The sequence below is a fragment of the Peribacillus suis genome (assembly GCF_059384845.1).
Genome location: NZ_CM182019.1, coordinates 4,084,701 through 4,109,870, shown reverse-complemented (window position 1 = coordinate 4,109,870; position 25,170 = coordinate 4,084,701). Strand labels below are relative to the sequence as shown.

Here is a 25,170-nt window from a genome sequence, read left to right as displayed (position 1 = left end):
GATGAAAATATATACACGTACAGGTGATAAAGGGCAAACAAGCGTAATCGGGGGCCGTTTGGATAAGGATGATATCCGTGTTGAATCTTACGGGACTGTGGATGAAGTGAATAGCTATATTGGGCTTGCCGTAACTGAATTGGATTCGGCGGTTTTTGAAGATATACTAGTAGATTTGGAAAAGATCCAACATGAGCTATTTGACTGCGGTGGTGATTTGGCGACCGTTTCTGATAAAGCCCCTCAAAAGTTGACGGATGAGGCGATTACATACTTAGAAGAACGAATCGATGCCTTCATCGTCGAAGCCCCTGAATTGGAAAAGTTCATATTGCCAGGTGGTACAAAAGCGGCTGCAACAATCCATATAGCACGTACCGTTACAAGAAGGGCTGAACGATTGGTGGTTTCCTTGATCAAATCGGGTGCAGCGGTGTCTCCTCTTTCCCTGCAATATTTAAATCGGTTATCGGATTATTTCTTTGCGGTCGCACGAGTGATCAACTTCCGCCTTGGTGTGAAGGATGTCGAATATGCCCGTAGTGCTAACGTATTCCGCGGAGGAAAAAGAAAGGAAAAGGAATAAACATGAACGCAAGAAAAATCACCATGAGTTCCATGTTCATCGCCTTATCGTTGGTCGGGGCGATGATCAAGATTCCTTCCCCAATTGGAAGTATAGCTTTCGATAGCTTTCCGGCACTATTGGCGGCTGTTGCATTAGGCCCGATTACGGGAGGAATCGTGGCTGGTTTAGGCCATATCTTATCTGCCTTGATTGGCGGCACGCCACTTGGTCCGTTTCATTTCTTAATCATGTTGGAAATGGCAGTCCTTGCTTGGATGTTTGGTGTCCTATATGACCACGATAAGAAAATAAGCGCTTTTTCCTTTTTCTTTTTAGGTAATGCCTTCATCGTAGGATTACCTTTCGCATTCTTGGTTAGCACTGAGTTTTACATGATGTTGGTACCTTCCTTAACGGCGGCTACAGCATTGAATGTATTCTTGAGCATTCTTTTGATTCCTCGTCTCGTGCCAGTCTTGAAAAAGGTGTTCATACGAGAAGGAATGATTGGATGATGGATTCACTGATCTTGCCGTTCAATGATTCCCAGTCCTTGGTTATCTCAACAGATAATAGTGGTGGAATCGGGCTGAAGGAAAAAGATCTTGTTCATGTCCCATATGAGGTGGTCGGCTATTACTCTTTTCGGGTAGCGGTCATGGAATGTTTGGCCTCCGGTGGGAGCCCAATCGCTGTCGTCCTTCAAAACTTCTGTGGCGATGAGGCCTGGGGAAGTTTGACGAAGGGTGTGAGGAAGGGAATGGATGAAATAGGGTTAGACCTGTCCATTACTGGCAGTACAGAGAGTAACATGCCCCTCCAACAATCCGCATTAGGGTTGATGGTCATTGGAAAACGGGAAAAAGGGTTGGGTTCGAAGGAAACTTCCAATCGGAAAATGGCCATTGTCGGCAGGCCGTTGGTTGGCGACGAGGTTATGGAACAACAGCAGTGGGTTGCACCTTTATCCCTCTTTAAATGGTGCTCCGAACTTGAAGGGGTCCGCCTCCTTCCTGTAGGTTCGAAAGGCATTGCCTATGAATGGGAGCAGCTGGATCCTCAAGGTGGGGGAATACCCGAACGGATAAAGAGTCGTGTAGATATCGAGAAATCATCGGGTCCATCTACCAGTTTTTTGATCAACTATCCTGAAAGCCTAGAAGCGGACATTTTCCAACGTTGCGGTCCGCTTATTCTCGTGTGATGGTACATATGTATATAAAGGGAGAGACCTGATTTGCGCCGAGTAGGGTCCCTCCCTTTTTCGTCTAGTAAGCGCCCTTGATGATCCTATAATTCATCTTATGAGTTGGAGTAATTAGGGAAACACTCATAATATTACGGAGCTGTTTGTTAAAGATCCGTTCATATGGCTAAGCTACTGGAATGGTTGAGTGATTCTAATTCAAAGGCCATTTTACATCCCTGCACCCTATGACTCTATTGGGGGACCTGATTTTACGAAACCCGCTTTTTACCGGATTAGGCTTTGTTTCTTCCTTTACATGGGTCTACGCAAAGGGTTTTAATAAAGAAGAACATAGCAGCGTATTCTATTTGGCCCGACCTGTATCTAGTAATTGATGATACATGTATGAATCGAAAATGGGGACGGCATTTCAGTCGTTTCGCTTATCCTAATCTTACTATTGGATACAATTGTTTAAGAGAAAGGAGCACGATGTAATAGCATGAAACATTCTAATTATATGATGGGAATCGATATTGGGACAACAAGTACAAAAGTGGTTCTTTTTACGAAAGACGGTAAGGTAGTGCAAACATGTTCTAAGGGATATCCATTGAACAGTCCCACACCGTCCGTTGCAGAACAGGACCCTGAAGAAATCTATAAGGCGGTCTTGCTGACAGTCGGTGAGGTCATGATTGCAAGTGGGATTGAAAAAGAAGAGTTGGGGTTTATTTCGTTTAGCTCGGCCATGCATAGTTTGATTGCCATGGATACAGGCGGAAACCCACTAACCAACAGCATTACATGGGCTGATAATCGAAGTGCTGCCTATGCCGAGGAACTGAAGGCATCAAGTCAGGGAGAGGCATTATACCATAGGACGGGGACACCGATTCATCCGATGTCACCCATCACGAAAATCATGTGGCTTAGAAATGAACACCCAGTAATTTTTAACAAAACGGATAAATTTCTAGGAATTAAAGAATATATCATTTATAAATTTTTCAATGAATATGTGATGGACTATTCTATGGCTTCAGCAACAGGCCTGTTCAACTTGAAAACGATGGAGTGGGATGAGGAAGCATTGGTGATTGCCGGAATCGGTTCGGACAAACTACCAAGGCTTGTGCCGACGACCCATATCCTTTCCAACTTGAGTGAGGGATTGGCTGCGAACATGAATATTTCCCCTGATACACCAATGGTCATTGGTGCCAGTGACGGGGTACTAGCTAACTTGGGGCAAAATGCCATCAAACCGGGTATATTTGCGGTAACGATTGGCACAAGTGGAGCGGTCCGTACCGTCAGTGACCATCCGCTTACGGATCCAAAAGGGAGAACGTTTTGTTACGCCCTTACTGAAAGGCATTGGGTCATTGGCGGACCGGTCAATAATGGCGGGATTACCTTCCGATGGGCCAAGGACCAACTTGGTCGGGAGGAAATTGCGAGAGCGAAAGTATTGGGCCAGGACCCTTACGAAATCCTGACCGAAATGGCAACGCATATCGCCCCTGGTTCCGATGGGTTGATTTTCCACCCATATATGGCTGGGGAAAGGGCGCCGTTATGGAGTGCTGATGCTAGAGGCTCCTTCTTTGGATTGGCTCTTCATCATACCCGTGATCATATGGTCCGATCTGTACTTGAAGGCGTGATGTATAACTTATATAGTGTGCTGCTCACTGTAGGGGAATTGACCGGGGCCCCCAAAAAAATCCATGCGAGTGGCGGCTTTGTCCGTTCCAAGCTTTGGCGTCAAATTATGGCTGATATATTTAACCAGCATGTGAAGATTCCTGAAAGCTTTGAAAGTTCGAGTCTAGGGGCTGCCATTCTTGGTCTCTACGCTTTAGGGGAAATCGAAAGTTTGGATGCGGTGGAGGATATGGTCGGTAACACCCATGAGCTCGAGCCCATTGAGGCAAATGTGGAAATATACCAAGAACTCATGTCGATTTACCTGTCCGTTTGCCGAAAATTAGAAGGAGATTACAAGCGAATTGCCGACTTCCAACGTCGACATTTAGAGTGATGCGACAAAAGCACAGCTGTTAAAAGCTTGTGCTTTTCTTTTGGCTTATTTTCAAAAATGGTAAGATAGAGGAAAAAGGTAAGGGGATTTAAGAGATGGGAGCCAGTAAAACAAATGCCATGCGTATTCTCGATAAAATGAAAATAAAGTATGAGAAGATGAGTTACGATGCGAATGATGGGAAAATTGACGGGATTACAGTGGCTAATAAAATCGGTAAAGCACCGGAAACGGTCTTTAAAACGCTTGTTACCCATAATGGTCCTCAACAGCTTTATGTGTTTGTAATCCCTGTGGCTGCTGAGCTGGATTTGAAAAAAGCGGCCAAAGCAGCAGGTGTGAAAAAAATCGAAATGCTTGCCGTTAAAGATCTGCAAAAGTACACCGGGTATATCCGCGGAGGCTGTTCACCTATAGGAATGAAAAAGCAGTATCCGACCTTTATTGATGAAAGCGCATTAGACCTGTCCGAAATCATCGTGAGCGGTGGGAAGATCGGTACACAAATTGTCCTGGAACCATCGGGATTCTTGATGGGGGCAGAGGCTGAAACTGCGGCCCTTTTAAAGTGAATCTAAAAAGCTCCCATATAAGGTTTTTAGTCACTTTGAACTTTTAGGCATTCACCTACCTGTGCTTCATGGCATACGCTGTCTTGAAGATACATCTGTATGGTAAAGGAGAGTGTGGAAGTGTCAGGAAATGCGATGCATTATTTTGCCGGAGGTAATACGGCCAAAGGTTTTTATAGCTTATATGATTCAAACCTTACGGGATTGGAGAAATTATTCATCCTAAAGGGAGGACCTGGGTCAGGGAAATCAACGATCATGAAAAAGATTGGCCAGGAATGGCTGGATAAAGGCTACGACATAGAGTTTTTGCACTGTTCCTCCGATAATGATTCCATTGATGGGGTGATCATCCCTGCATTGAAAGTAGGTCTTGTGGATGGGACGGCACCGCATGTAATTGAACCGAAAGCGCCAGGGGCTATAGAGGAATACGTTAATCTTGGGGCCGCCTGGTATTCCCAGCAGCTGGCGGCTGAAAGGGCAAACATCATTCGATTGACGAATGCCAGAAGCAAGAGCTATGAGGCGGCTTATGGCCACTTTGCCAAAGCGTTGGAGATACATGACGAATGGGAAGAAATCTATAAAGCAAACATCGATTTCGCCAAATTAAATGGATTGACGAATAAATTGATTCAGGGTTTTTATAGAGATATATTCTTGAACAAAAAAGCGGATGTTCGCCACAGGTTCTTAGGTGCAGCCACTCCAAAGGGTGCTGTTGACTATGTTCCGAATATTACAAAAGGTGTGCATAAACGATACTTTTTGAAAGGGCGTCCGGGTTCAGGTAAATCGACGATGCTGAAGAAAATTGCCAAATCTGCAGAGCAACGGGGCTTTGATGTGGAAATGTATCATTGTGGATTTGACCCTGACAGCTTGGATATGGTGATAGTGCGTGAAGTGGGCATCGCCATTTTTGATAGCACCGCCCCTCATGAATACTTCCCAAGCCTTGAAGGGGATGAAATCATCGATATCTATAAGACGGCCATCCTTCCGGGAACCGATGAGATATATGCCGATCAAATCAAGGCTGTCTCTTTGAGGTACCGGGAGAAAATGAATGAAGCGACAGCGTGTCTGGCGAAGGCGAAAGAGCAGCATGACGAACTTGAAACAATCTATGTGAAGGCCATGGATTTTACGGCTGTCGATGACATGATGAAAGATATTCAGGAACAGATTGGTGAGCGGGTAAAGGCAATGGATAACCCAACAATATTACATTGAAAAGAGACTGCACCTTTTTTAAAAATGAGGTGCAGTTTTACATAGAAGGGACAATCATTTGGATCATCTTACATGCACGAGGATGTTAATCATTTCTTATTAGGGTAAAATAAGGGTAAAAAGAAAAGGGAGTGGTTAAATGATTAAAACGATTGCGATTGATATGGACGGAACATTACTGAATAAAATGCAAACGGTGAGTGAAGAAAATAAATCAGCGATTCATAAGGCTCAAGAAGAAGGGATCGAAGTCATCATTGCTACTGGAAGATCGTTTGAGGAAGCCAGATATGCTTTAGATAAAGTGGGCCTTGAATGTCCGATCATCTGCGTGAATGGCGCTGCCCTCTTCACGCAAGAAGGGAAGGTAGCGGCTTCCCATCCAATGCAGATAGCTTCCGTAAAGAATGCAGCGGAGTGGCTTGAAGAACGGGGAATCTATTTCGAAATTTATACGAGCAAAGGAATTTTCTCTAAAAACTACGAGACCGCAATCGATGCCCTTGTGGATGTAATGGTTACGGCAAATCAGGATATTGACCCGTCCCAAATTAGAAAGTATGCAGAGGCTCGTCTACAATTGGGACATGTTACATCCATTGCGGATTATACTGAGCTTTTCGACCAAGCTGAGTTGGAACTATATAAAATCCTTGGTTTCTCCACGGATTTGCAGGTATTGGACCAAGCTGCCTCGCGGTTCAAAATGGATGAAGGGACTGCTGTCACCTCTTCGGGTCGTGAGAATGTGGAAATCACGAGCAAACATGCCCAAAAAGGAATCGTACTCGAAAAGTATGTGAACGAAAAAGAAGGCTCTATGCAGGAGACGATGGCCATTGGAGATAATTATAATGATATATCCATGTTTGAAAGAGTGGGTTTATCCGTCGCAATGGGAAATGCCCCGACCGACATTCAAAACCTTTGTGATGAAGTGACAGGGACAAATGAAGAACATGGAGTAGCGAAGGCCATTTTAAAGGTTCTTAAGAAGACAATCGAATAACTCGGCAAACCGAGGGAGGGAATTTATTTGAAAAGATGGTGTTCATTGATCCTCATGATTACGTTGGCCTTGACGGGATGTTCAGGGGGAGAGGGAAATAACGGAGCACAGCCTGAGGAAGACTCAACAGAAACGGCGATAGATGGCCCTGAGGTACTGGTAACGAACCTGGCTTCTCCATGGTCGATTCAGAAAGATGGAGAGACTTTGTATGTTTCAGAACGGTCAGGCACCATCGTGCAATGGAAGAATGAGCATATGGAGAGGCAGAAGGTTCAGCTGGAAAAGAAGTTGTCCTCAAAGGCAGAAGCTGGATTGCTTGGATTTGTGCTCGACCCTGACTTTTCGAAGAACCATCAAGCTTTTGCCTATTACACCTACGAGGAAAACGGAAAACCATCCAATCGGATCATCACGCTCCAACAGGTGGATGATACATGGAGAGAGAAGGAAATTCTAATCGACAAGATTCCAAGTGGTGACTATCATCATGGAGGACGCTTAAAGATTGGCCCCGATGGAAAACTATTTGCCACAACAGGAGATGCAAGGGAACCAATGATTGCCCAGGATCTTGATTCTTTAGGTGGCAAGCTTTTGCGTTTGAATCTTGACGGAACCATCCCCGACGATAATCCTTTCGAGAATTCCTATATTTTTTCTTACGGACATCGCAATCCGCAAGGCCTCGCTTGGGATGAAACGGGACAACTGTTCGAAAGTGAACATGGTGAATCTGCACATGATGAATTAAACGCGATTCTCCCTGGAAAGAATTATGGCTGGCCGGAAATAGAGGGAAGTGAGGCACAATCAAATATGGAAGCTCCTATGATTCATTCCGGAAATGATACATGGGCACCTTCTGGGATTGCGTATTCAGATGGCAAGCTTTTTGTTGCTGCCTTAAGGGGAGAAGCACTTAAGAGGTATGATATAAAAATTGGGGAAATGACGGATTTAGTTACCGATTCTGGCCGGATACGAGATGTGTTAGTAGACGGGGGATTCCTATATTTTATTAGCAATAATACAGATGGGCGTGGAAAGGCCGATCGTAATGATGATAAACTTTATCGTTTGCCCTTAGCTAAGTCCCATTAAGAGATGTGCTGTAAAGGGCATTTTTTTTATGCTTCCAAGGAGGAGTGGGAATACTGATAATGTGTGAGTAGTATCTGGATAAATCAATAGGGATTGGCTGGACAATTCAGATGAATCATAGTATAGTTACCTAGGTAACTAATTTTCAGGGGGAATACCTTTGTTTTTACGTGATGGTTTATTTTTTCACCATAACCTGCAATTCTCAAGAACGTTCACCAAGAAGTTAAATGAGCAGCTGGCAAAGGTCGATCTTTTTCATTCTCAATGGATGATTATCTATTATCTGAAGGAATATGGTAGTACCACGTTGGTTGAAATCAGCAATTACTTAGATGTCGAGAAACCGACAGTAACCCGGACGGTGAATCGATTGGAAGAACGAAAATTAATCGAACAAATACCGGGAAAAGATAAACGGGAACGGAGAATTCAGTTAACTGATTTAGGTGAAAAAACATACCTAAAAGCTAGAAAGGCAGTAGATGAATTCGAACTTCAATTAATAGATGGTTTGTCTGAAGAGGACTGGGAAGCAACATTGCGGACCTTAAAATTCTTAAAGGAAAAGTTACAACAATCGTAAGGAAGAAGGATTGAAATGAATCAAAAAACAAAATTGTGGACGAAAGACTTTATTATTGTTTCGTCCGCAAACTTTTTTCTCTTTTTAACGTTTTATGTCTTGATGGTCACTTTGACCCTTTATACGATGGATAATTTCCATTCTTCTCAAGCTCAAGCCGGACTGGCGTCGAGTATTTTTGTCTTGGGAGCAGTACTTGTACGACCAATCGCCGGAAAAAAGATTGATCAATTAGGTCGGAAGAAAATGCTTATTGGTTCGTTGGTATTATTTTTTATAGCCTCCGTTTTCTATCTGCAAGTGGATAGTTTGCCGCTTTTATTTATTGATCGGTTGGTTCATGGTATCTCATTTGGTCTCGCTACAACGGCCACTGGAACAATTGTTGCTGATATCATACCGAATGAAAGACGTGGTGAAGGTACGGGATACTTTGCCATGAGTACAAACCTGGCCATGGCATTTGGTCCATTTATCGGATTGTTCATTACCCAGCATTTTAGCTACTCCTTTATTTTCTATGCCGCGTCACTATTCGCTGCATTCTCTTTAGCGGCTTCTTTATTTTTATTTGTACCTGAGGCAACAAAAGATCAAGCGCCTCGACCACGGGGGTTCAACATCAAAGACTACTTTGAAAAACGTGCTTTACCGATATCCATACTTGTGATGTTTGCAGGTTTAGCCTATTCGAGCATCTTGTCCTATTTAACTTCTTTTGCAAAGGAAATAAACCTACTGGATGCCGCGAGCTTTTTCTTTGTCGTGTTCGCTATATTCCTTTTAGTTACCCGTCCATTTACAGGGCGTATGTTCGATGTGAAAGGTGAAAATGCTGTAATTTACCCTTCCCTTGTCTTATTTGTAATTGGGATGGTCGTACTAAGTCAATCGCAACATGCCTTGACGCTCTTGATTGCAGGTGCTTTCATCGGTGTAGGATATGGTACGTTTCAGTCAAGCGCACAGGCTATATCCATCAAGGAATCTCCATCAAATCGTATGGGATTGGCAACCTCCACATTCTTTACCTTTTATGACTTTGGAATTGGTTTAGGACCGTTTATGCTAGGGTTCCTCGTTCCTTATACTGGTTTTAAAGGGTTGTTTATCTGCATGGCTGTTCTGTCAGTCTTGTTGATAGTCATTTACTATTTTGTTCATGGTAAAAAGGCATCAGCAAGGGCATCCAGGCAGAATACGGGCGATCAAATGATTTCTTGATTATCCCTTATTTGTTTAAAAATATGGAAAAAGGGGATACTTATTGTATGATTTACTTTTCTAAGTAATCCCCCTTTTTCTACGTCTGTTACAAACAGGCGTTTTTTTATGGAAATAAATAAAAAAACCGCCAAATGGCGGTTTTTAAAATTTGTAGGTCCATAATCGCTCTTTTCGAATCCAGTCGAGGAAATCAACATCTTGGTTTTCGAATTTTTCCTTCCAATCAACCACCATTGCTTGTGTTTGCGATCGGTGCGCGGTTATGGCCGCTACCTTTTTATCTTCAGCTGCGGTGATGTCATGGATGATATCGGGTTGTCCCAATTCATCGATGCAATTATTGGAAAAGGCGACACAATGGAGCTTTGGACGGTCTTTTTCTTCGATTCTTTCTACAGCGCGAACGACGGCACGTGCTGTCGCTTCATGGTCGGGGTGGACACTGTATCCTGGATAAAACGTTATGACCAATGAAGGATTAAGTTCATTGATGGCCTCTGTGAACAGGGAGGTCAATTTTTCATCATCTTCAAACTCAATCGTTTTATCTCGTAAACCAAGCATGCGCAAGTCTTGGATACCAATGGCATTCGCTGCTTCGATTAATTCTCTTTTGCGAATTTTAGGAAGGGACTCTCTAGTTGCGAAAGGAGGATTTCCTAAATTTCTACCCATTTCCCCTAGAGTCAAGCAGAGGTAGGTAATCGGTGTGCCGGCTTCACTATGTAAGGCAAGCATCCCTGAAACAGAAAAGGCTTCATCATCGGGGTGCGGGAAAATCACTAAAATATGCTGTTCTTTTTCCATAATACTCGTCTCCTTTCGTTCTACTTACAATAATTATAAAAGAGTTCCGCCGAAGAGAAACGTACGTGCGGGATGAATAGAAATGGTGTAAATATCTTTTGGTTATTCAAAGGGAGTAGAACTGATCTGAAGGGAAACGGCAAGTTTTCCCGTGAAATCAAGTCCTGCCAACAATAATCTTCCTTGATCATCGATCTCGAAGTGGTTTACGCCTTCAGCATATACCCAGCCAATCATGAGTTTTAAGCCGACGCGAAAAGGTCCGTCCCCAATAATCTTACCGTGTTCATATTGAATTTGTGCATTACGAATATAAGCGCCTGCAGAAAAAAAAGCTTCATCCACATGGGTGGCATAGGCACCGTTAGTCGTTTCAAGGTGAAGGTATACATCTTTTCCTGCAAATGAATCGATGGCTTTCTGCACCTCTGAACGGTCTATAGGTTTCATTCGACAATTCCTCCTTTACTGGGTAACTATAAGCATTTTCCATCTTTCTATTTTACTAAAGTTAAGCGGAAAAAGCGAAGAGGGCCGCTCGAGTATTTGAGCAACCCTCTTAATTAATAGTATTTTTTATTTTTTAGGCGTCCCATATTTATGGTATGCACCATGATTGACCGGACCTACATAATCATTCATTTTCCAAGAATGACGGACGGCTTCGGTAATGAAGTCTTTTGCGACATAAATGGCTTCACGAGGGCTCTTTCCTTCAGCTAACTGTGCCGTAATTGCAGCTGAAGATGAGCAGCCGGCCCCGTGTGTATTGGTCGTTTCGATTTTTTCGGATTCCAGGATTTCAAACTCTTTTCCATCGTATAAAAGGTCGATGGCTTTGTCATGATCCAGCTTATTACCACCTTTGATCAGAACATATTTGGCACCAAGGGCATGGATTTTCTCGGCAGCCTTTTTCATATCATCAATCGTTTTGATCGGGGCAGTCCCAGCCAATTGTGCAGCCTCGAAAAGGTTTGGAGTAACGACTGTTGCACGTGGAACAAGCAACTCACGAAGTGCGACAGCAGTTTCCGGATGTAAAACTTCATCTTCCCCTTTACATACCATAACCGGGTCGATTACGACCTTATCCAGTTTCAATTCGTCTATTTTACGAGCAACAAGCTCAATGATTTCAACAGAACCAAGCATGCCTGTTTTCATGGCATCTATCCCGATAGAAAGAATCGTTTCTAATTGGGCTTCTAAAATTTCGACCGGTGTAGGGAAAACATTGTGAGACCAACCGTTTTTAGGATCCATGGTGACAATTGTCGTTAAAGCGGACATTCCGTAAATCCCGAATTCTTGAAATGTCTTTAAATCAGCTTGAAGACCTGCACCGCCGCTGGAATCTGAACCAGCAACAGTCATAGCTCTATTCATGGTCATTATGTGACCTCCTCAGGAGTATTGAATGATATGGATATTATCAGTGTACCGTAATATCTTATTTTTAGAATATACCAAAATTTATATTATGTAAAACTAAGAAGATATCTGGAAATACAGGCTTTAAAATGGGGCGGGACATGACATAGGATGAACAAATCTCATCTGGTAATTTTTATGGGAGTACAGCCAAATTTTGTATTGAAATGGTGAATTATTCAATGAAAAAGGGATATAATGCGTAAAATCCATTTGAAAATGTAAAACACCGGAGAAATATGCTATATTCAATCTTTTGATAAGGGTGTGAAAGTGTTAATATTTTAAAAGTTGATTTAAACTATTGAGGTACGACCGAATTCGTTTAAAAAGGACTTATTCATTATAACGTTTCCAAATGGTAAAGGGTTCAATCAAATAATAGGAGGTGTTTCAGTTGAATTGTACGATCTTGCTTTTAGCCGGTGGCCAATCAAGCCGAATGGGTATGAATAAAGCCTTGCTGAAAATAGGCGAGGTGGTGAACATCCAAAGAGTGGCGAACGTCTTTAAAAAGGTTACGGTAAACATTCTGGTTGTTACGAATTCACCTGAAGAATATCACTTTCTTGAATTACCTTTCATTCCTGATATATATATAGGTCAAGGTCCGCTTGGAGGACTCCATGCTGGAATGTCCTCTTCCGAAACAGAGCTGCAGGTCCTTAGTGCCTGTGATATGCCTTTTGTAAATGATCAGGCGGTCAATGAAATGCTTTCATGTTATGAATCGGATTATGATGCCATCATTCCGGAAATCAATGGCAGGCTTCAGCCGCTCTTTGCGGTCTATCACAAGAGGTGCCTACCCGTGTTAACGGAATGTCTGGAGAAGAAGGAATTGAAAATGAAGCTTTTTCTAGAAAAGATCAGGGTGAAAGTCATCAAGGAAACCGACTTTTCGTTATATCATGAAGACCCTGAGCGTTTCCGTCTTCTCTTTTTTAATATGAATACAATGGAAGATTATGAAGAAGCAAAACATATATACCAAACTGAAATTGTCAGAAAGGAAGGTACCCCATGAATTTTGAAATTTCGAAGGAACCGATCGTCATTCAAGAAGTGGTAGATAAAGTAGTTAAGCGGGATGCAGGTGCAGTCACGACCTTCATTGGTACAGTTAGGGAAATGACGAAGGGGAAGAAGACTCTATTCTTAATCTATGAGGCTTATGAACCGATGGCGGTCAAGAAGTTAGAACAAATCGGGATGGAGATTAAGGAGCGCTGGCCTGACGCAGAAACGGCGATCACTCACCGGGTCGGTCAATTGGAAATCACGGATATTGCGGTGGTCATTGCTGTAAGTACACCACATCGTAACGACGCGTATGAAGCTAATCGATATGCCATAGAAAGAATAAAGGAAATCGTTCCGATTTGGAAAAAGGAACATTGGGAAGATGGGGAGACATGGGTTGGCAATCAACTAGAAACCGTACCTTATCCTAATGGAAAGCCAGAAGAGGGGGATCTCGATGATTAAAGTACTTTTGTTTGCTCAACTAAAAGATGAAATGGGAAAAGAGACTATTTCTATAGAAGGAAATGGGTTGAGCGTGGCTCAGCTAAAGGAAAAGATTAGGGCCGAGTTCCATTTGGAAGGTCTGGATACGGTAATGACAGCGGTCAATGAAGAGTTTGCCGGAGACGAAGTGATAGTGGCTGATGGAGATACCATCGCCTTCATACCACCTGTCAGCGGAGGCTAATTAGATAGGGGGGAATCATAGTGAATGAGCGATATTCAAGACAAACCTTGTTTTCTCCGATCGGTGAAGGAGGACAGGCCCACATTCGTCAAAAGCATGTCTTGCTTCTGGGAGCTGGAGCGCTTGGTTCCGCTAATGCAGAAGCCTTGACTCGTGCAGGTGTGGGAAAGTTGACCATTGTGGACCGGGATTACGTCGAGTCCAGTAATTTACAACGTCAACAGTTATATACGGAACAGGATGTCGAGGATAAACTGCCAAAGGCCGAAGCGGCAAAGCGGCACTTGCATGCTATTAATCACGAAGTAGATGTAGCGGCGGTCATCATGGATGCCACTGCACGCACGCTTGAACCATTATTGGGTCATGTGGATTTGATAATAGATGCTACAGATAACTTCGAGACTCGGATGATAATCAATGATTTATCACAAAAGCTTCAAATACCTTGGATATATGGGGCATGCGTAGGCAGTGTTGGCATGACCATGACGATTCTTCCAGATAAAACACCGTGTATGAACTGCCTGATGAAAACCATTCCGGTACAAGGGATGACCTGTGATACCGGTGGAATCATCTCTCCAGCCGTAACCATGGTAGTGGCTCATCAAACGGCTGAAGCCTTGAAGATTTTAGTCGAAGATTGGGAAGCAGTTCGACCAACGCTTGTTACATTCGATTTATGGCGAAACCAATATCAAACGATTAAATTAACGAAAGCAAAGAGAACGGACTGTCTTTCATGTGGGGAGCAACGGACGTATCCGTTTTTAAATGCGGATAATATGACCAAAACCGCTGTCCTTTGTGGAAGGGATACGGTACAGGTCAGGCCATCAAAGCCATTGAAACTCCAACTAGAGAAGCTGGCCAAAGATTTAAAGGGAAGTGACTATTTAGTCAAGGTTAATCCTTTCCTTCTTTCTTGTGAAAAAGACGGGGAGCGTATGGTCATTTTTCAGGATGGCCGAGCGTTAATTCATGGCACGAAGGATATGGTCCATGCAAAGGCGTTGTATCAAAGAATTCTTGGATAACACAAAAAATGAGGCTCCCGAATGGGGCCTCATTTTATATAGGATGTGATATAGGGTAAATGGGTAATGAGTTAACGGGAATTAATGAGTAACTCCGTCTTTGTTGTCTTGTTTGGATGCAATGATGACGACTTTTCCTTCATCTAACACTTCTTCATAACGTTCCGCTTCTGTTTTGGTAAGTCCAAGATTGCTCATTCGGTTACGTAGTTCGTCCCCACGTGATTTGAAGAGGTTTCCAACTGTATCGAGGAAACCTTGTTCCTTCATGCCGACATCTTCAGTATTTGTATTTTCGGTAAGGTGCTTAGAGCGATCCTTATCGTGAGCAAATAAATATACATCATCCTTCGTATAGCCGGTTGTAACTAACTCATCGATTTTTTCCTTAGCTTGTAAACCGTTTTCTACAACATGTACTTGATACATATAAACTCCTCCTTCAATTTTAGTGTAAGACTTTCTTAAATTGGGTAAATGGAATCTTGCATATCTCAGCTTGTTATTAGCTATAGTAGTATATAACCTTATTTAGCCATTGCTAAACATTTACCTTATTAATTATTAATAGGTGGTGAAACGGAACAGCTTTTGCAATCGATAGGTAACATATTTTAAGAACGGTAATTTATCCTGGTATTCGCTATAGTCTGAAGTATATTCGCCCTTTTCATTTTTCCAAAGCCGCTGGAAATAGGCATCCACTTCCTGTGCGACTTCGGTGTCTTTAGGGGCATGGATTTCAACATTGGCTTCTAGATTATAATCGTCTAGGTTTCGGGCTGTGTAATTGGCTGATCCTCCAATTATGACGGTTTCCTCTTCTTTTTGAATCGTCATCAGTTTCGTATGGAACTGTTCTTTATCGGTTTTGTACCAACGTATGTTGATATTCCCTTCATCTAGCTTTTCGAATTCGGCTGCAACCGGCAGATTGGGAAGCCCCATTTTTTGACTGCCAAATGCATTTTGATTCGGGTCCAATATCATGTGGATCCGGACACCTCTCCTGGCCGCATCGGTCAATGCCTCGACGACGTGTCGGTCAGCGATATAGAACATGGCGAGCTGGATTCGATCGCCTTTCTTTGTTTCCCTAATGGCTTTTAGGACATGTTTGTTGATTTTTCCTTCCGTCAATAATTGAACGGAAATGGGGCCATTTTCTTCCGCTGTTCCTTTAACTTCAGGAAATGCCTTCGGACCGTCAGAGAACCTCGATGCGGCTTCTTCCGCTTTGACGAAATCACTGATGATGTTGCCATCCATCTGGAAAGCAATATTGGAATGGAACCCACTTGCATCGTGAGGATTTGCGGATGAGATGATGGCTGTCTTTTCAGTAGCTACCACTTTTCTGTGATTGGCTTTGATATTCATTAATCGAAGATAAGACCGTGCCGTGACCTTTGGGGCATTATTAGCCATGGGATTGACAATCCAGCCTTTCCCGCTTTCCCCAAACCATTGGAAAAATGTTCGATATAGTCCGGAATAGAGTGGATTGGGATCCCGGAGTCGGTCCAAGTTGGTTACGACCACTTCGATGTCATTTTGTTTCAGCTTTTCTAACTCGTCTAATTCGTATGCATTATAGGAGGTGTTCACTTCATCGGTAATGAACATAACCTCAAGTTCAGGTTTCTTCTTCTTTTGGGCTATCAGTTTATCTGTTAAAGTCTTGCTTAATTTAGGGAAGTCTACTTTCTCATCATAGAAACTATTAAACAAGAACATATCAATTACGATAAAAGAATCGGCCTCTTCAATTGCATGATAGATGGTCTGGAAGATTCGCTGTTCATGCTGTACCTTTCCTTGTTCATCATGATAAGAGAGATCATAAATGAAATCGATATCCTCGACATGATGTATCTCCCCCTCGTAGGATATTCCTTTGGGCAGGGGTTTATAGCTGTTATAGACAATGACCGCGATGACAACAAGGAGCATACTAACAAGCAAATAAAATCGTTTGCGTTTATACCATTTTTTCATAGAAAATCCTCCATCTTACTTAAATTGCTTGCTAACTATCTATTTCCCCTTTTTAGGGGTATATAGAAACATGAATCAGAAAATGAGTTTGATATAATAATTGGAAAAGCGAGAAAGGGGCTAGTAAAGATGACAAAGCCGATTTTAACGAATGACTGGTGGCCTCTATTGAAAGAGGAATTTAAAAAGCCATATTATCAGGATTTAAAAGAATTCATCACACGAGAATACAATCAGCATGCCATACATCCGAGTCCGGAAGATATTTTTAATGCGCTTCACTGTACACCGTATGAAAAGGTAAAGGTCGTCATTCTTGGCCAGGACCCTTATCATGGACAGGGTCAGGCCCATGGTCTTAGCTTCTCGGTAAAGCCTGACGTCCGCATCCCGCCTTCTTTACGAAATATCTTTAAAGAACTGAAAAGTGATCTGGGCTGTGAGGTTCCTGACAATGGTTACCTAGGCGAATGGGCGGAACAAGGTGTGCTTCTCCTCAATACCGTTCTAACTGTACGTGAAGGGGAGGCACATTCCCACAGGGGCAAAGGGTGGGAGACCTTCACGAATCAGATCATCCAGCTGTTGAATGAGAGGGAGACACCGGTGATTTTCATCCTTTGGGGAAAGCCAGCTCAAACAAAACTGCGTTGGATAGATGAAAAGCGCCACCCAATCATTACTTCCGTCCACCCGAGTCCGCTGTCTGCTAGCCGTGGTTTCTTTGGCAGTAAGCCATTCTCCAAAACCAATGAACTTCTTATGGAAATGGGATTGGCTCCTATCAACTGGCAAATATCGAACCGCAAAGGGGGCATGATAAATTGAAACGAGTAAATTGCATGGCCTGCAAGCATTTTTATGTGACGTGGGATCCTAAATTCCCCAAAGGTTGCCGCGCCTTTCAATTTAAAACATCCAATCTGCCATCCCTTGATGTGTATCGCTCCTCGGGTGAGCCTTGTTTGAAGTTTGAATCCAAAGCCAATTGAAAAGTAAGTTTTCTTCCCCCTTAATGTTTGCTATGCTAGGTAGGGAAGTTAGGAAATGTATGCAGACGAGGTGGTAAATGTGGATATCTCATCCAAACAGATTCTGGATAAAATGGAAGAGCTTGTGACAAAAGCTAAACTGGCGAATTCAGAGACTAAGTTGCAAGGGTATGTAGTTGCCATTCAGGCACTTTGTGAAGTGATGGTGGATGAAAAATCGGAAAATAACAAAATAATGAAGCCCATTACATTCACACAACCTGTTATGTCGAACATACCGAATGCAGAACCGGTTAAAATGGATGAAGCCAATGGGGATTCCTTATTTGATTTTTAAATAAAAAGTAAGAGAGGCGGAGCAATCGTGAAATTATTTATCATCTTAGGAGCGTTGAATGCATTCATAGCCGTGGCACTAGGAGCATTTGGCGCACATGGACTAGAAGGGAAAATACCTGATAAATATTTAGCAACCTGGAATACGGCTGTAGATTATCAAATGTTCCATGCGGCAGGCTTGTTGGTTATCGGTTTGTTGGCGGGGAAAATTACGAGCCCACTCATCAATTGGTCGGGTTGGATGATGTTCATCGGCATTATCATATTTTCCGGTAGCCTTTTCGTTCTGAGTGTCACTCAAATCAAAGTGTTGGGTGCCATCACACCAATCGGTGGCGTTTCATTTTTAGCAGCTTGGATCTTGATGATCATTGCTGCCTATAAGTATTTATGAAAAAATCCAGCTGGCCGCATTCAGGGATCAGCTCTTGTTTTTTGCATGATGAAAACGAACAGCCTCAGGATTTCTGAGGCTGTTCGTTTTCACATAGTCACTTTCTATCTAGGAGAGTATGTGGTAAGTCCAGCTCCTCCGAATGGATAGTCATACTCAATTTCTTCATCAAAGGTAATGTAATCTAAGAATACCATTGGTATCAAATAACGTTTTCCGGTCTGTGGGTCACTGATGATTAGATGATCGCGTCCGGCCGCTTCGATGATCCCCTTGAAGATTTTTGCATTCCATTCTTTATTGTTTTCAAATGTGGTATAAACGGTGGCCAGTTTCCCTTTATTCAAGCGTAATATGTTCTCTATATAAGATTGTTCGACTGGAAGCATGCCCGGTACTTGTGGACCGGTGGTGGGAGCGTTCATCGGCGTAGGGATTTGCTGCTGGGTACCGCCTGTAGTGGGCATCTGTGGTTGATAAGCAGGCTGCTGCTGGTAGCCTTGTTGCTGCTGGTATTGACCCTGTTGCTGTCTTTGGGATGGGTCACTTTCATATGGGTTATAAGAGTTTCCTCCATAAGGATAATTGCCATAAGGATTATTTTGTGACATTGCATTCCCTCCTGAAATTCTAGGTTATTTCGGTTCTTTTAACAGCTGAACATCCGAGTGTCTTGGCTGGAAGAAACAGTGCGATTTATAGCAGCCGGAGTGGGACGGTTTACATGGATGATCTAGGGCAGACCCGGACACGGCCCAAAAAACCACAATAGTGTTATTACGTGCCATTAAACTACTACATGTATGGCAGTCTGAAGCTGAATGAGACTGTGAAAAAAATTAGCATCACTAAAGAAAATGTATGGGACGATTCTGGATTTTATGTCATGGTAGTGGAAATAAAAAGCGGAGGAAAAAGAAAAGCTCCCGGGATGCCGGAAGCCTTTGTCTTATACATATAAGAAAGTTGGTATGTTATCTTCTGGAAGTATGTTGCCGACGAAGAATGAACCAAATGCAGCATAACGGGCGCTGACTTCATCGAAACGCATTTCATAAATCAACTTTTTGAATTGAAGAACATCATCCGCAAATAGGGTAACGCCCCATTCGTAATCGTCAAAACCGACAGAACCGGAAATGATTTGTTTCACTTTACCGGCATAGCTGCGGCCGATCAAGCCATGCGAACGCATCAAGTTTTTACGTTCTTCCATGGAAAGCATATACCAGTTGTCTTCTCCTTCACGGCGCTTGTCCATCGGATAGAAACATACATGCTTCGCCTGAGGAAGGATTGGATAAAGTCTAGAACGTACATGAGGATTTTGATATGGGTCCTCACCGTCTCCACCTGCTAGATAATTGCTTAATTCCACTACAGAAACGTAAGAATAAGCTGGAATCGTATATTCGGCAAGTTTCGTTTTATTGAATTCATTTTCAATGGCATTCAATTCTTCCATTGTCGGACGGGCAAACATAAGCATGAAGTCGGCTTTTTGTCCTACGATGGAATAAAGGGCATGACTGCCTTCATTGTTACTTTGGGTCGTATTCCATTTATCCAATAAACCTTGGAATTCCGAGATGGCTAATTGACGTTCGTCACTTGACAACGTTTTCCAAGAGGCCCAATCAATCAGGCGGAAATCATGTAGACAATACCATCCATCAAGAGTTTGTGCTGCTTCACTCATTACGATCACTCCTATGTCTTAATATAACTTTAATATAACATAGTTTCAGTATAAGGAAATTTATATCAGGCCGCAAATGTCTGCAGTCATTCTTCTTTGTTCAAGGAATGTTCATATGTACGATTTTACGAAGAAGACCAATGATTCTGGAATTTAAATAGCGGCTAGAGTATTCTTAGAAGAAGAGCATGAAGTTTACGAAGTGGGTAATATAGGAATGAATAGAAGGTACATACATTCAAGGAGGATGAGCTTGTGAGCGATTTATTTGAAATTTTAGAATCGAAGATAACAGGGAATAATCTAAAAATCGTTTTTCCAGAAGGGCTGGATGGACGCGTTTTGGGAGCAGCGGGAAGGCTTGCTAAAGCGAAATTATTAACACCTGTATTAATTGGCGATATCGGCAAAATTCAAGAGAAAGCCAAAGACCTCAAAATTTCTCTGGATGCCATTGAAATTTACGATCCGAAAAACTACATCATGATGGATGAGATGGTTGAAGCTTTTGTTGAGGTTAGGAACGGAAAAGCCTCCGTTGAGCAAGCCCGTGAAATCCTCTTGGATGAGAATTACTTTGGAACGATGCTCGTTCATATGAAACAGGCACATGGCATGGTGAGTGGGGCAGCCCATTCAACGGCTGATACAGTCCGACCGGCATTACAAATCATTAAAACAAAGCCAGGTGTTCAAAAAACCTCGGGAGTCTTTATCATGGTCCGTGAAGAGGAAAAGTACGTATTCGCGGATTGTGCCATCAATATTAACCCGGATTCCCGTGATTTGGCTGAAATCGCATTGGAAAGTGCCAAGACGGCCCTGACATTCGATATCGAACCAAGAGTCGCGATGCTGAGTTTTTCTACGAAGGGATCGGCCCATTCACCAGAAACGGAAAAGGTCGTTCAAGCCGTCGCCTTGGCAAAAGAAATGGATCCACACCTTCTCCTGGATGGAGAATTTCAATTCGATGCGGCGTTCGTTCCTTCGGTTGCTAGGCAAAAGGCACCGGATTCTCTCATTCAAGGAGATGCCAATGTCTTTATATTTCCGAGTCTTGAAGCCGGTAATATTAGTTATAAGATGGTTCAGCGTCTGGGTGGTTTCGAAGCGGTGGGTCCAATCCTACAAGGACTTAACCGTCCAGTGAATGATCTTTCCCGTGGCTGCAGCGAAGAGGATGTATATAAATTGGCACTCATCACAGCCGCACAAGGATTCGTTGCGCAATACCAGTAATGACGTGAATGATATTGATAGAGGGAGATTTCTATGAGTGAAACAGATTCATTATTAAGGCAGCAAGAATGGCGGATAATTGACCAGTCATCGGTTGGTCCCCAGTTTCCAGCCCTAGAATCCTTCGCGATGGATGATACATTATGTGCCTCCGTAGGTTCCGGCCGCTCGACGGCCGTAGCCAGGGCTTGGGTGCATCATCAAACCATCGTACTTGGTATTCAGGATACGAAACTTCCTTTTCTTAAAGAGGGAATTAATTATTTGGATAAGCACGATTTCAAGGCGATTGTACGGAACTCAGGAGGGTTGGCCGTCGTGTTAGATGAAGGAGTCCTGAATGTATCACTCGTTTTCCCTGAAAGCGAACGGAAAATCGAAATAAACCGTGGATATGATGCCATGTGGGAACTGATTAGACGTATGTTCAGCGATTTCCCGGTTAGCATCGAAGCAAAAGAAATCGTGGGCTCCTATTGTCCAGGGAGCTATGACTTAAGTATCGATGGCAGGAAATTTGCCGGTATATCGCAACGCCGGATCCGCAATGGTGTGGCTGTACAAATATACATATGCGTCAATGGAAGTGGTGCACAAAGGGCCGAACTTGTGAAAGGTTTCTATCAGACCGCCAAAAAGCAGGTCGAAACGAAATTCACTTATCCGGATATCACTCCTTCCGTAATGGCCTCGCTTACTGAGTTATTGGGGGTTAAGTTAACTGTCCAAGATGTTATGCTCAGATTCCTGAACGTATTGAAGGAGCATAGTGGGAAGATATTTTCCGATTCCCTTTCGGCACAAGAGTGGCCTTTATATGAAGGGTACTTAACAAGAGTGGTAGAACGTAATAACAAAGTCTTCGATGCATTGGAAGAGGAATAAATGGTAAAAAGCTGTTCCTGAAGGAAGGGACAGCTTTTTCGGTGTTGCTTCCGAGTATAGTATTCACTGAAACTGAAAAAGAAACTTTTAGTAAGAAGATACCAGGCTAATACATGAAAAAAGAGCCCTTTCCAGACTCATTTTTCGGAAAATGTATAGGGAATGGCTATTTGTCATGTGGTTGACCTGATAAAAGGCCCCCGCATTATCTTTATTCAGCCATTTTCTCCAGATTTCCATTTCGGTCCATCTTGAATTTTGTGGCCGGGCGCTCTTCCTCCTCTAATAGGACTAGCTTCCTGGCACGATTCATGATATTCATCAATGTTTCGTAATCTTCCTGCATCAAGCCGCTATTTTGTTCAAGGTGGGATACTTTATTTTGAAGTTCTTCATTCCGTCCTTTTAACTCTTTTATTTCTAACTTCAAGCGTTCATTTTCAGTTTGTAATGTTTCGGATTGTAGCAATCGCCCATTCATGGACTCCAAATAAGCGATAACCATATCCAGGCCCATTGCCGGCGTGCTGGTAGGCATGTTTGTGTTCCTTTGTTGTGTCGGAACGAACGCTTCATCAGAAAATTCCTCTGCGGTTTCATAATTAGTAGATTCTATTACTGCCGTATCAGTCTCTGACTCCACGTCCTCTTCTTGCAGGAGAGGAGCCATGATATCAGAAATCATTGGGGATGGCGGTGTATAGAGCAGACGTTTTTTTCCTCCCTGATCTTTTCCGAGAATCCGTTGTCTCTGTTTTCTTTGTTTTTTTGCTAGAGACAGCGCCTTATCATAATTATGGCGGACAACTGCATTCCAGCGAAATCCACAAGCTGCGGATGTGCGGTTCAATTTGTCACCGACCTCTTCGAATGCGTTCAGTTGCGTGCTGCCTTCACGTACATGCCGTAATACCGTTTCTGCTAACAGTAAATCATCCTCTTCTGTCCAGGCATCTTGACGAACCTTCATTTCTACATACTCCCTTTCTGGTAACTTTTTAAAATGATCATTATATGAATATCTTGTAACAATGATTGATTAGGTGTTCTACTAGTATTTTGGACAAGATATGGATTTTTTATACAAAAAGGTTAAAAGGATACTAGTTTTTTGTGAGGGAAGGAAGAATAAGTTGAATTGACTTGGTACTTCCCCTATTTGGGGCATCCACTTATGGCAAAGCATCTTTTCTCCTTCCATTCCGTCTCTTGATATTCATAGATAGAAACGGTAAAATACCTTTTAGTCACGTAAATAGAACGAAAATCATTTGTTATAGAAAGGATGCTTACCGAGGATGTCCAATGAATTCAGAGTGTGTGATGACTGCCTGGCAGTAAACGTCAAAACATTAATTCCACGGCTGGAAAAGCTTGATCCTGACGCGAAAATTGAAATTGGCTGCCAATCCTATTGTGGTCCGGGCAGGAAAAAATCCTTCGCTTTTGTCAATAACCGCCCAGTTGCGGCCCCGACAGAAGACGAGTTACTAGAGAAAATAGATAAGAAGCTAAAGTAGCTTTATGTATAAATAATTCAGCAGTTTTGAAACGTGAAACATGCGACTCGTCACCCAGATTCAATAAACTGTGGTGATTTTTTAATTCCGTTATTTTCTCTATCAAAATCCATAAAAACTCCTGATTTCATATAAAATCAACAGGCTTTCTATCATGGGTCGAGTTAGGATATTCTATAAAGACAAGCTATAATAAAAGCAATGAGATTATGAAAATGAGGGTAGTCCATGGAATATTCTGGCGAAAAATTACAAGAAGAAAAAGTATTTAAAGACCCAGTACACCGGTATATACACGTTCGGGACCGGGTTATTTGGGATTTGATCGGCACGAAAGAATTCCAGCGTCTTCGCAGAATCAAGCAACTAGGAACGACCTATCTTACCTTTCATGGTGCAGAACATAGTAGGTTTAGCCATTCGCTTGGGGTATATGAGATTGTCCGAAGAATTGTCGATGATGTCTTCGAAGGGAGACCGGAATGGAAACCGGAGGAAAGGTTGCTTTCGTTGTGTGCGGCCTTGCTACATGATTTAGGACATGGCCCATTCTCTCACTCTTTTGAAAAGGTTTTTGATTTGGACCATGAACAGTTCACTCAACAGATTATTATCGGTCATACAGAAGTGAATGAGATCCTTCTCAAAGTAGGACCCGATTTTCCCAAAAAAGTAGCGGAGGTCATTGCCAAAACGTATAAAGGCAAATTAGTAGTCAGCTTGATTTCTAGTCAAATTGATGCCGATAGGATGGATTATCTGCAACGGGACGCTTATTTCACTGGAGTAAGCTACGGCCATTTTGATATGGAGCGGCTATTACGGGTGATGCGGCCGCGTGAGGAGCATGCTGTCATTAAGCAAAGTGGGATGCACGCGGTGGAAGACTATATTATGAGTCGATACCAAATGTATTGGCAGGTCTACTTCCACCCGGTTACACGGAGTGCCGAGGTCATCCTAACGAAAATTTTGCATAGGGCAAAGTATTTATTCGAAACCAACTACCAATTTGCCCAAGAACCCCGTCACTTTTATTCAATGTTCAAGGGCAATGTCACGTTAGAAGATTACTTGAAAATGGATGAATCCGTGATGCTCTACTATTTCGAGGCTTGGGAAGAAGAAGAGGATCCAATCTTAAGGGATTTATGTATCCGTTTCGTGAATCGAAAACTCTTTAAATATGTTGAGTTTCATCCTTCGAATAGTCAAATGAATAAACTAATGGAATTAAGGGCGCTATTCATTGAGGCGGGAATCAATCCTGATTATTATTTAGTCGTCGATTCCTCCTCGGACCTGCCCTATGATTTTTATCGTCCAGGCGAAGAGGAAGAGCGGTTGCCAATCCATTTGCTGCAAACGAATGGCGAACTTCGGGAATTGTCGCGTGAATCCGAAATAGTGGATGCCATTTCAGGAAAAAGACGAACGGATCATAAGTTGTACTTCCCGGCAGATTTACTACGCGATGAATCAACGAATAAAGATATAAAAAAACAAATCCGTCAGCTATTGGAGCTGTCGATTTAAAGCGGTACATTTTGGGTGAGGAGTGACGA

General features: G+C 42.7%; 29 protein-coding genes. 21 read left to right on the top strand and 8 right to left on the bottom strand.

Annotated features, from left to right (window positions below; all coding sequences use genetic code 11):
• Position 1 precedes the first annotated feature (1 nt).
• From AC503W_RS20120 to AC503W_RS20075, 10 genes are all read left to right on the top strand, one after another.
• The gene (locus AC503W_RS20120; RefSeq protein WP_402954972.1) at positions 2–586 is read left to right on the top strand and encodes a cob(I)yrinic acid a,c-diamide adenosyltransferase; all 585 of its coding nucleotides are present in this window, start codon (positions 2–4) and stop codon (positions 584–586) included.
• Positions 587–588: 2 nt separating this feature from the next.
• Positions 589–1,083: an ECF transporter S component gene (locus AC503W_RS20115; protein WP_402954969.1), complete on the top strand. Its 495-nt coding sequence runs from the start codon at positions 589–591 to the stop codon at positions 1,081–1,083.
• A complete protein-coding gene (locus AC503W_RS20110; RefSeq protein ID WP_427685972.1) occupies positions 1,080–1,772 on the top strand; it encodes an AIR synthase related protein in 693 nt (230 codons plus the stop codon). Before AC503W_RS20115 ends, AC503W_RS20110 begins: the two co-directional genes overlap by 4 nt.
• A 487-nt stretch (positions 1,773–2,259) precedes the next feature.
• Positions 2,260–3,804: a gluconokinase gene (gene gntK / locus AC503W_RS20105; RefSeq protein ID WP_402990554.1), complete on the top strand. Its 1,545-nt coding sequence runs from the start codon at positions 2,260–2,262 to the stop codon at positions 3,802–3,804.
• Between the two features lie 95 nt (positions 3,805–3,899).
• The gene (ybaK, locus tag AC503W_RS20100; RefSeq protein ID WP_403124191.1) at positions 3,900–4,376 is read left to right on the top strand and encodes a Cys-tRNA(Pro) deacylase; all 477 of its coding nucleotides are present in this window, start codon (positions 3,900–3,902) and stop codon (positions 4,374–4,376) included.
• Positions 4,377–4,496: 120 nt separating this feature from the next.
• Positions 4,497–5,615 (top strand): PRK06851 family protein, encoded by a 1,119-nt coding sequence (locus tag AC503W_RS20095; RefSeq protein ID WP_427650486.1) that lies wholly within the window; start codon positions 4,497–4,499, stop codon positions 5,613–5,615.
• 139 nt (positions 5,616–5,754) lie between these two features.
• Positions 5,755–6,624 (top strand): Cof-type HAD-IIB family hydrolase, encoded by an 870-nt coding sequence (locus AC503W_RS20090; RefSeq protein WP_427685969.1) that lies wholly within the window; start codon positions 5,755–5,757, stop codon positions 6,622–6,624.
• A gap of 27 nt (positions 6,625–6,651) precedes the next feature.
• Positions 6,652–7,728 carry a PQQ-dependent sugar dehydrogenase gene (locus AC503W_RS20085; RefSeq protein ID WP_427685967.1) on the top strand — a complete coding sequence of 359 codons (1,077 nt, stop codon included), beginning with the start codon at positions 6,652–6,654 and terminating at the stop codon, positions 7,726–7,728.
• 160 nt (positions 7,729–7,888) lie between these two features.
• A complete protein-coding gene (locus tag AC503W_RS20080) occupies positions 7,889–8,314 on the top strand; it encodes a MarR family winged helix-turn-helix transcriptional regulator (protein WP_402870177.1) in 426 nt (141 codons plus the stop codon).
• Between the two features lie 15 nt (positions 8,315–8,329).
• Positions 8,330–9,538, top strand: a complete 1,209-nt coding sequence (locus AC503W_RS20075) for an MFS transporter (protein WP_402870180.1) — start codon at positions 8,330–8,332, stop codon at positions 9,536–9,538.
• A 144-nt stretch (positions 9,539–9,682) separates the two neighbouring features.
• On the opposite strand, the gene bshB2 is transcribed toward AC503W_RS20075, so the two are convergent.
• From bshB2 to pdxK, 3 genes are all read right to left on the bottom strand, one after another.
• A complete protein-coding gene (gene bshB2, locus AC503W_RS20070; protein ID WP_494915569.1) occupies positions 9,683–10,348 on the bottom strand; it encodes a bacillithiol biosynthesis deacetylase BshB2 in 666 nt (221 codons plus the stop codon).
• Between the two features lie 102 nt (positions 10,349–10,450).
• Complete coding sequence (locus tag AC503W_RS20065; RefSeq protein WP_402870186.1) at positions 10,451–10,798, bottom strand: YojF family protein; 348 nt, start codon at positions 10,796–10,798, stop codon at positions 10,451–10,453.
• A 126-nt stretch (positions 10,799–10,924) separates the two neighbouring features.
• Positions 10,925–11,743: a pyridoxine/pyridoxal/pyridoxamine kinase gene (pdxK, locus tag AC503W_RS20060; RefSeq protein WP_402870188.1), complete on the bottom strand. Its 819-nt coding sequence runs from the start codon at positions 11,741–11,743 to the stop codon at positions 10,925–10,927.
• A 436-nt stretch (positions 11,744–12,179) separates the two neighbouring features.
• On the opposite strand from pdxK, the gene mobA reads away from it, so the two are divergent.
• The 4 genes from mobA to AC503W_RS20040 are packed head-to-tail and all read left to right on the top strand — an operon-like array spanning position 12,180 to position 14,536.
• Complete coding sequence (gene mobA / locus AC503W_RS20055) at positions 12,180–12,809, top strand: molybdenum cofactor guanylyltransferase (RefSeq protein ID WP_494915567.1); 630 nt, start codon at positions 12,180–12,182, stop codon at positions 12,807–12,809.
• Positions 12,806–13,270 (top strand): molybdenum cofactor biosynthesis protein MoaE, encoded by a 465-nt coding sequence (locus tag AC503W_RS20050; RefSeq protein WP_402870194.1) that lies wholly within the window; start codon positions 12,806–12,808, stop codon positions 13,268–13,270. The genes mobA and AC503W_RS20050 overlap by 4 nt, the downstream gene beginning before the upstream one ends.
• Complete coding sequence (moaD, locus tag AC503W_RS20045; RefSeq protein WP_402870199.1) at positions 13,263–13,496, top strand: molybdopterin converting factor subunit 1; 234 nt, start codon at positions 13,263–13,265, stop codon at positions 13,494–13,496. Before AC503W_RS20050 ends, moaD begins: the two co-directional genes overlap by 8 nt.
• A gap of 20 nt (positions 13,497–13,516) precedes the next feature.
• Positions 13,517–14,536 carry a MoeB/ThiF family adenylyltransferase gene (locus AC503W_RS20040; RefSeq protein WP_402870201.1) on the top strand — a complete coding sequence of 340 codons (1,020 nt, stop codon included), beginning with the start codon at positions 13,517–13,519 and terminating at the stop codon, positions 14,534–14,536.
• An 81-nt stretch (positions 14,537–14,617) separates the two neighbouring features.
• Here AC503W_RS20040 and AC503W_RS20035 read toward each other — a convergent pair whose 3' ends face one another.
• Entirely contained in the window at positions 14,618–14,965 is a 348-nt protein-coding gene (locus tag AC503W_RS20035; RefSeq protein ID WP_402870203.1) for a YflT domain-containing protein, read from the bottom strand.
• A 135-nt stretch (positions 14,966–15,100) separates the two neighbouring features.
• A complete protein-coding gene (locus AC503W_RS20030; protein WP_494915561.1) occupies positions 15,101–16,534 on the bottom strand; it encodes a phospholipase D family protein in 1,434 nt (477 codons plus the stop codon).
• Between the two features lie 129 nt (positions 16,535–16,663).
• Here AC503W_RS20030 and AC503W_RS20025 point away from each other — a divergent pair, with 129 nt between their 5' ends.
• The 3 genes from AC503W_RS20025 (at position 16,664) to AC503W_RS20015 (ending at position 18,259) form a co-directional block, all read left to right on the top strand.
• Positions 16,664–17,362: a uracil-DNA glycosylase gene (locus AC503W_RS20025; protein ID WP_402870208.1), complete on the top strand. Its 699-nt coding sequence runs from the start codon at positions 16,664–16,666 to the stop codon at positions 17,360–17,362.
• Between the two features lie 219 nt (positions 17,363–17,581).
• On the top strand, positions 17,582–17,863 hold the full coding sequence (locus AC503W_RS20020) for a YwdI family protein (protein WP_427591699.1): 282 nt from the start codon (positions 17,582–17,584) through the stop codon (positions 17,861–17,863).
• Positions 17,864–17,890: 27 nt separating this feature from the next.
• Complete coding sequence (locus AC503W_RS20015) at positions 17,891–18,259, top strand: DUF423 domain-containing protein (RefSeq protein WP_402870213.1); 369 nt, start codon at positions 17,891–17,893, stop codon at positions 18,257–18,259.
• Positions 18,260–18,363: 104 nt separating this feature from the next.
• On the opposite strand, the gene gerQ is transcribed toward AC503W_RS20015, so the two are convergent.
• Together gerQ and hemQ are read right to left on the bottom strand one after the other, a co-directional pair.
• The gene (gene gerQ, locus AC503W_RS20010) at positions 18,364–18,870 is read right to left on the bottom strand and encodes a spore coat protein GerQ (RefSeq protein ID WP_402870216.1); all 507 of its coding nucleotides are present in this window, start codon (positions 18,868–18,870) and stop codon (positions 18,364–18,366) included.
• Between the two features lie 338 nt (positions 18,871–19,208).
• Positions 19,209–19,958 carry a hydrogen peroxide-dependent heme synthase gene (gene hemQ, locus AC503W_RS20005; protein WP_402990530.1) on the bottom strand — a complete coding sequence of 250 codons (750 nt, stop codon included), beginning with the start codon at positions 19,956–19,958 and terminating at the stop codon, positions 19,209–19,211.
• A 255-nt stretch (positions 19,959–20,213) separates the two neighbouring features.
• Here hemQ and pta point away from each other — a divergent pair, with 255 nt between their 5' ends.
• Both pta and lipL read left to right on the top strand, forming a co-directional pair.
• Entirely contained in the window at positions 20,214–21,200 is a 987-nt protein-coding gene (pta, locus tag AC503W_RS20000; protein WP_402870221.1) for a phosphate acetyltransferase, read from the top strand.
• A 33-nt stretch (positions 21,201–21,233) separates the two neighbouring features.
• Complete coding sequence (gene lipL, locus AC503W_RS19995; protein WP_402954946.1) at positions 21,234–22,085, top strand: octanoyl-[GcvH]:protein N-octanoyltransferase; 852 nt, start codon at positions 21,234–21,236, stop codon at positions 22,083–22,085.
• 211 nt (positions 22,086–22,296) lie between these two features.
• On the opposite strand, the gene AC503W_RS19990 is transcribed toward lipL, so the two are convergent.
• Entirely contained in the window at positions 22,297–23,055 is a 759-nt protein-coding gene (locus AC503W_RS19990) for an RsfA family transcriptional regulator (RefSeq protein ID WP_403079730.1), read from the bottom strand.
• Positions 23,056–23,383: 328 nt separating this feature from the next.
• On the opposite strand from AC503W_RS19990, the gene AC503W_RS19985 reads away from it, so the two are divergent.
• Together AC503W_RS19985 and AC503W_RS19980 are read left to right on the top strand one after the other, a co-directional pair.
• The gene (locus tag AC503W_RS19985; RefSeq protein WP_402870227.1) at positions 23,384–23,605 is read left to right on the top strand and encodes a YuzB family protein; all 222 of its coding nucleotides are present in this window, start codon (positions 23,384–23,386) and stop codon (positions 23,603–23,605) included.
• A gap of 228 nt (positions 23,606–23,833) precedes the next feature.
• A complete protein-coding gene (locus tag AC503W_RS19980; RefSeq protein WP_403079728.1) occupies positions 23,834–25,141 on the top strand; it encodes an HD domain-containing protein in 1,308 nt (435 codons plus the stop codon).
• Positions 25,142–25,170 lie beyond the last annotated feature (29 nt).

Bases quoted from the DNA above. Each gene is read 5' to 3' on its own strand.
- AC503W_RS20120 (WP_402954972.1), top strand. From the start codon at position 2: ATGAAAATATATACACGTACAGGTGATAAAGGGCAAACAAGCGTAATC.
- AC503W_RS20115 (WP_402954969.1), top strand. From the start codon at position 589: ATGAACGCAAGAAAAATCACCATGAGTTCCATGTTCATCGCCTTATCG.
- AC503W_RS20110 (WP_427685972.1), top strand. From the start codon at position 1,080: ATGATGGATTCACTGATCTTGCCGTTCAATGATTCCCAGTCCTTGGTT.
- gntK (WP_402990554.1), top strand. From the start codon at position 2,260: ATGAAACATTCTAATTATATGATGGGAATCGATATTGGGACAACAAGT.
- ybaK (WP_403124191.1), top strand. From the start codon at position 3,900: ATGGGAGCCAGTAAAACAAATGCCATGCGTATTCTCGATAAAATGAAA.
- AC503W_RS20090 (WP_427685969.1), top strand. From the start codon at position 5,755: ATGATTAAAACGATTGCGATTGATATGGACGGAACATTACTGAATAAA.
- AC503W_RS20075 (WP_402870180.1), top strand. From the start codon at position 8,330: ATGAATCAAAAAACAAAATTGTGGACGAAAGACTTTATTATTGTTTCG.
- bshB2 (WP_494915569.1), bottom strand. From the start codon at position 10,348: ATGGAAAAAGAACAGCATATTTTAGTGATTTTCCCGCACCCCGATGAT.
- AC503W_RS20065 (WP_402870186.1), bottom strand. From the start codon at position 10,798: ATGAAACCTATAGACCGTTCAGAGGTGCAGAAAGCCATCGATTCATTT.
- pdxK (WP_402870188.1), bottom strand. From the start codon at position 11,743: ATGACCATGAATAGAGCTATGACTGTTGCTGGTTCAGATTCCAGCGGC.
- AC503W_RS20050 (WP_402870194.1), top strand. From the start codon at position 12,806: ATGAATTTTGAAATTTCGAAGGAACCGATCGTCATTCAAGAAGTGGTA.
- moaD (WP_402870199.1), top strand. From the start codon at position 13,263: ATGATTAAAGTACTTTTGTTTGCTCAACTAAAAGATGAAATGGGAAAA.
- AC503W_RS20035 (WP_402870203.1), bottom strand. From the start codon at position 14,965: ATGTATCAAGTACATGTTGTAGAAAACGGTTTACAAGCTAAGGAAAAA.
- AC503W_RS20030 (WP_494915561.1), bottom strand. From the start codon at position 16,534: ATGAAAAAATGGTATAAACGCAAACGATTTTATTTGCTTGTTAGTATG.
- AC503W_RS20025 (WP_402870208.1), top strand. From the start codon at position 16,664: ATGACAAAGCCGATTTTAACGAATGACTGGTGGCCTCTATTGAAAGAG.
- AC503W_RS20020 (WP_427591699.1), top strand. From the start codon at position 17,582: ATGTATGCAGACGAGGTGGTAAATGTGGATATCTCATCCAAACAGATT.
- gerQ (WP_402870216.1), bottom strand. From the start codon at position 18,870: ATGTCACAAAATAATCCTTATGGCAATTATCCTTATGGAGGAAACTCT.
- hemQ (WP_402990530.1), bottom strand. From the start codon at position 19,958: ATGAGTGAAGCAGCACAAACTCTTGATGGATGGTATTGTCTACATGAT.
- lipL (WP_402954946.1), top strand. From the start codon at position 21,234: ATGAGTGAAACAGATTCATTATTAAGGCAGCAAGAATGGCGGATAATT.
- AC503W_RS19990 (WP_403079730.1), bottom strand. From the start codon at position 23,055: ATGAAGGTTCGTCAAGATGCCTGGACAGAAGAGGATGATTTACTGTTA.
- AC503W_RS19985 (WP_402870227.1), top strand. From the start codon at position 23,384: ATGTCCAATGAATTCAGAGTGTGTGATGACTGCCTGGCAGTAAACGTC.
- AC503W_RS19980 (WP_403079728.1), top strand. From the start codon at position 23,834: ATGGAATATTCTGGCGAAAAATTACAAGAAGAAAAAGTATTTAAAGAC.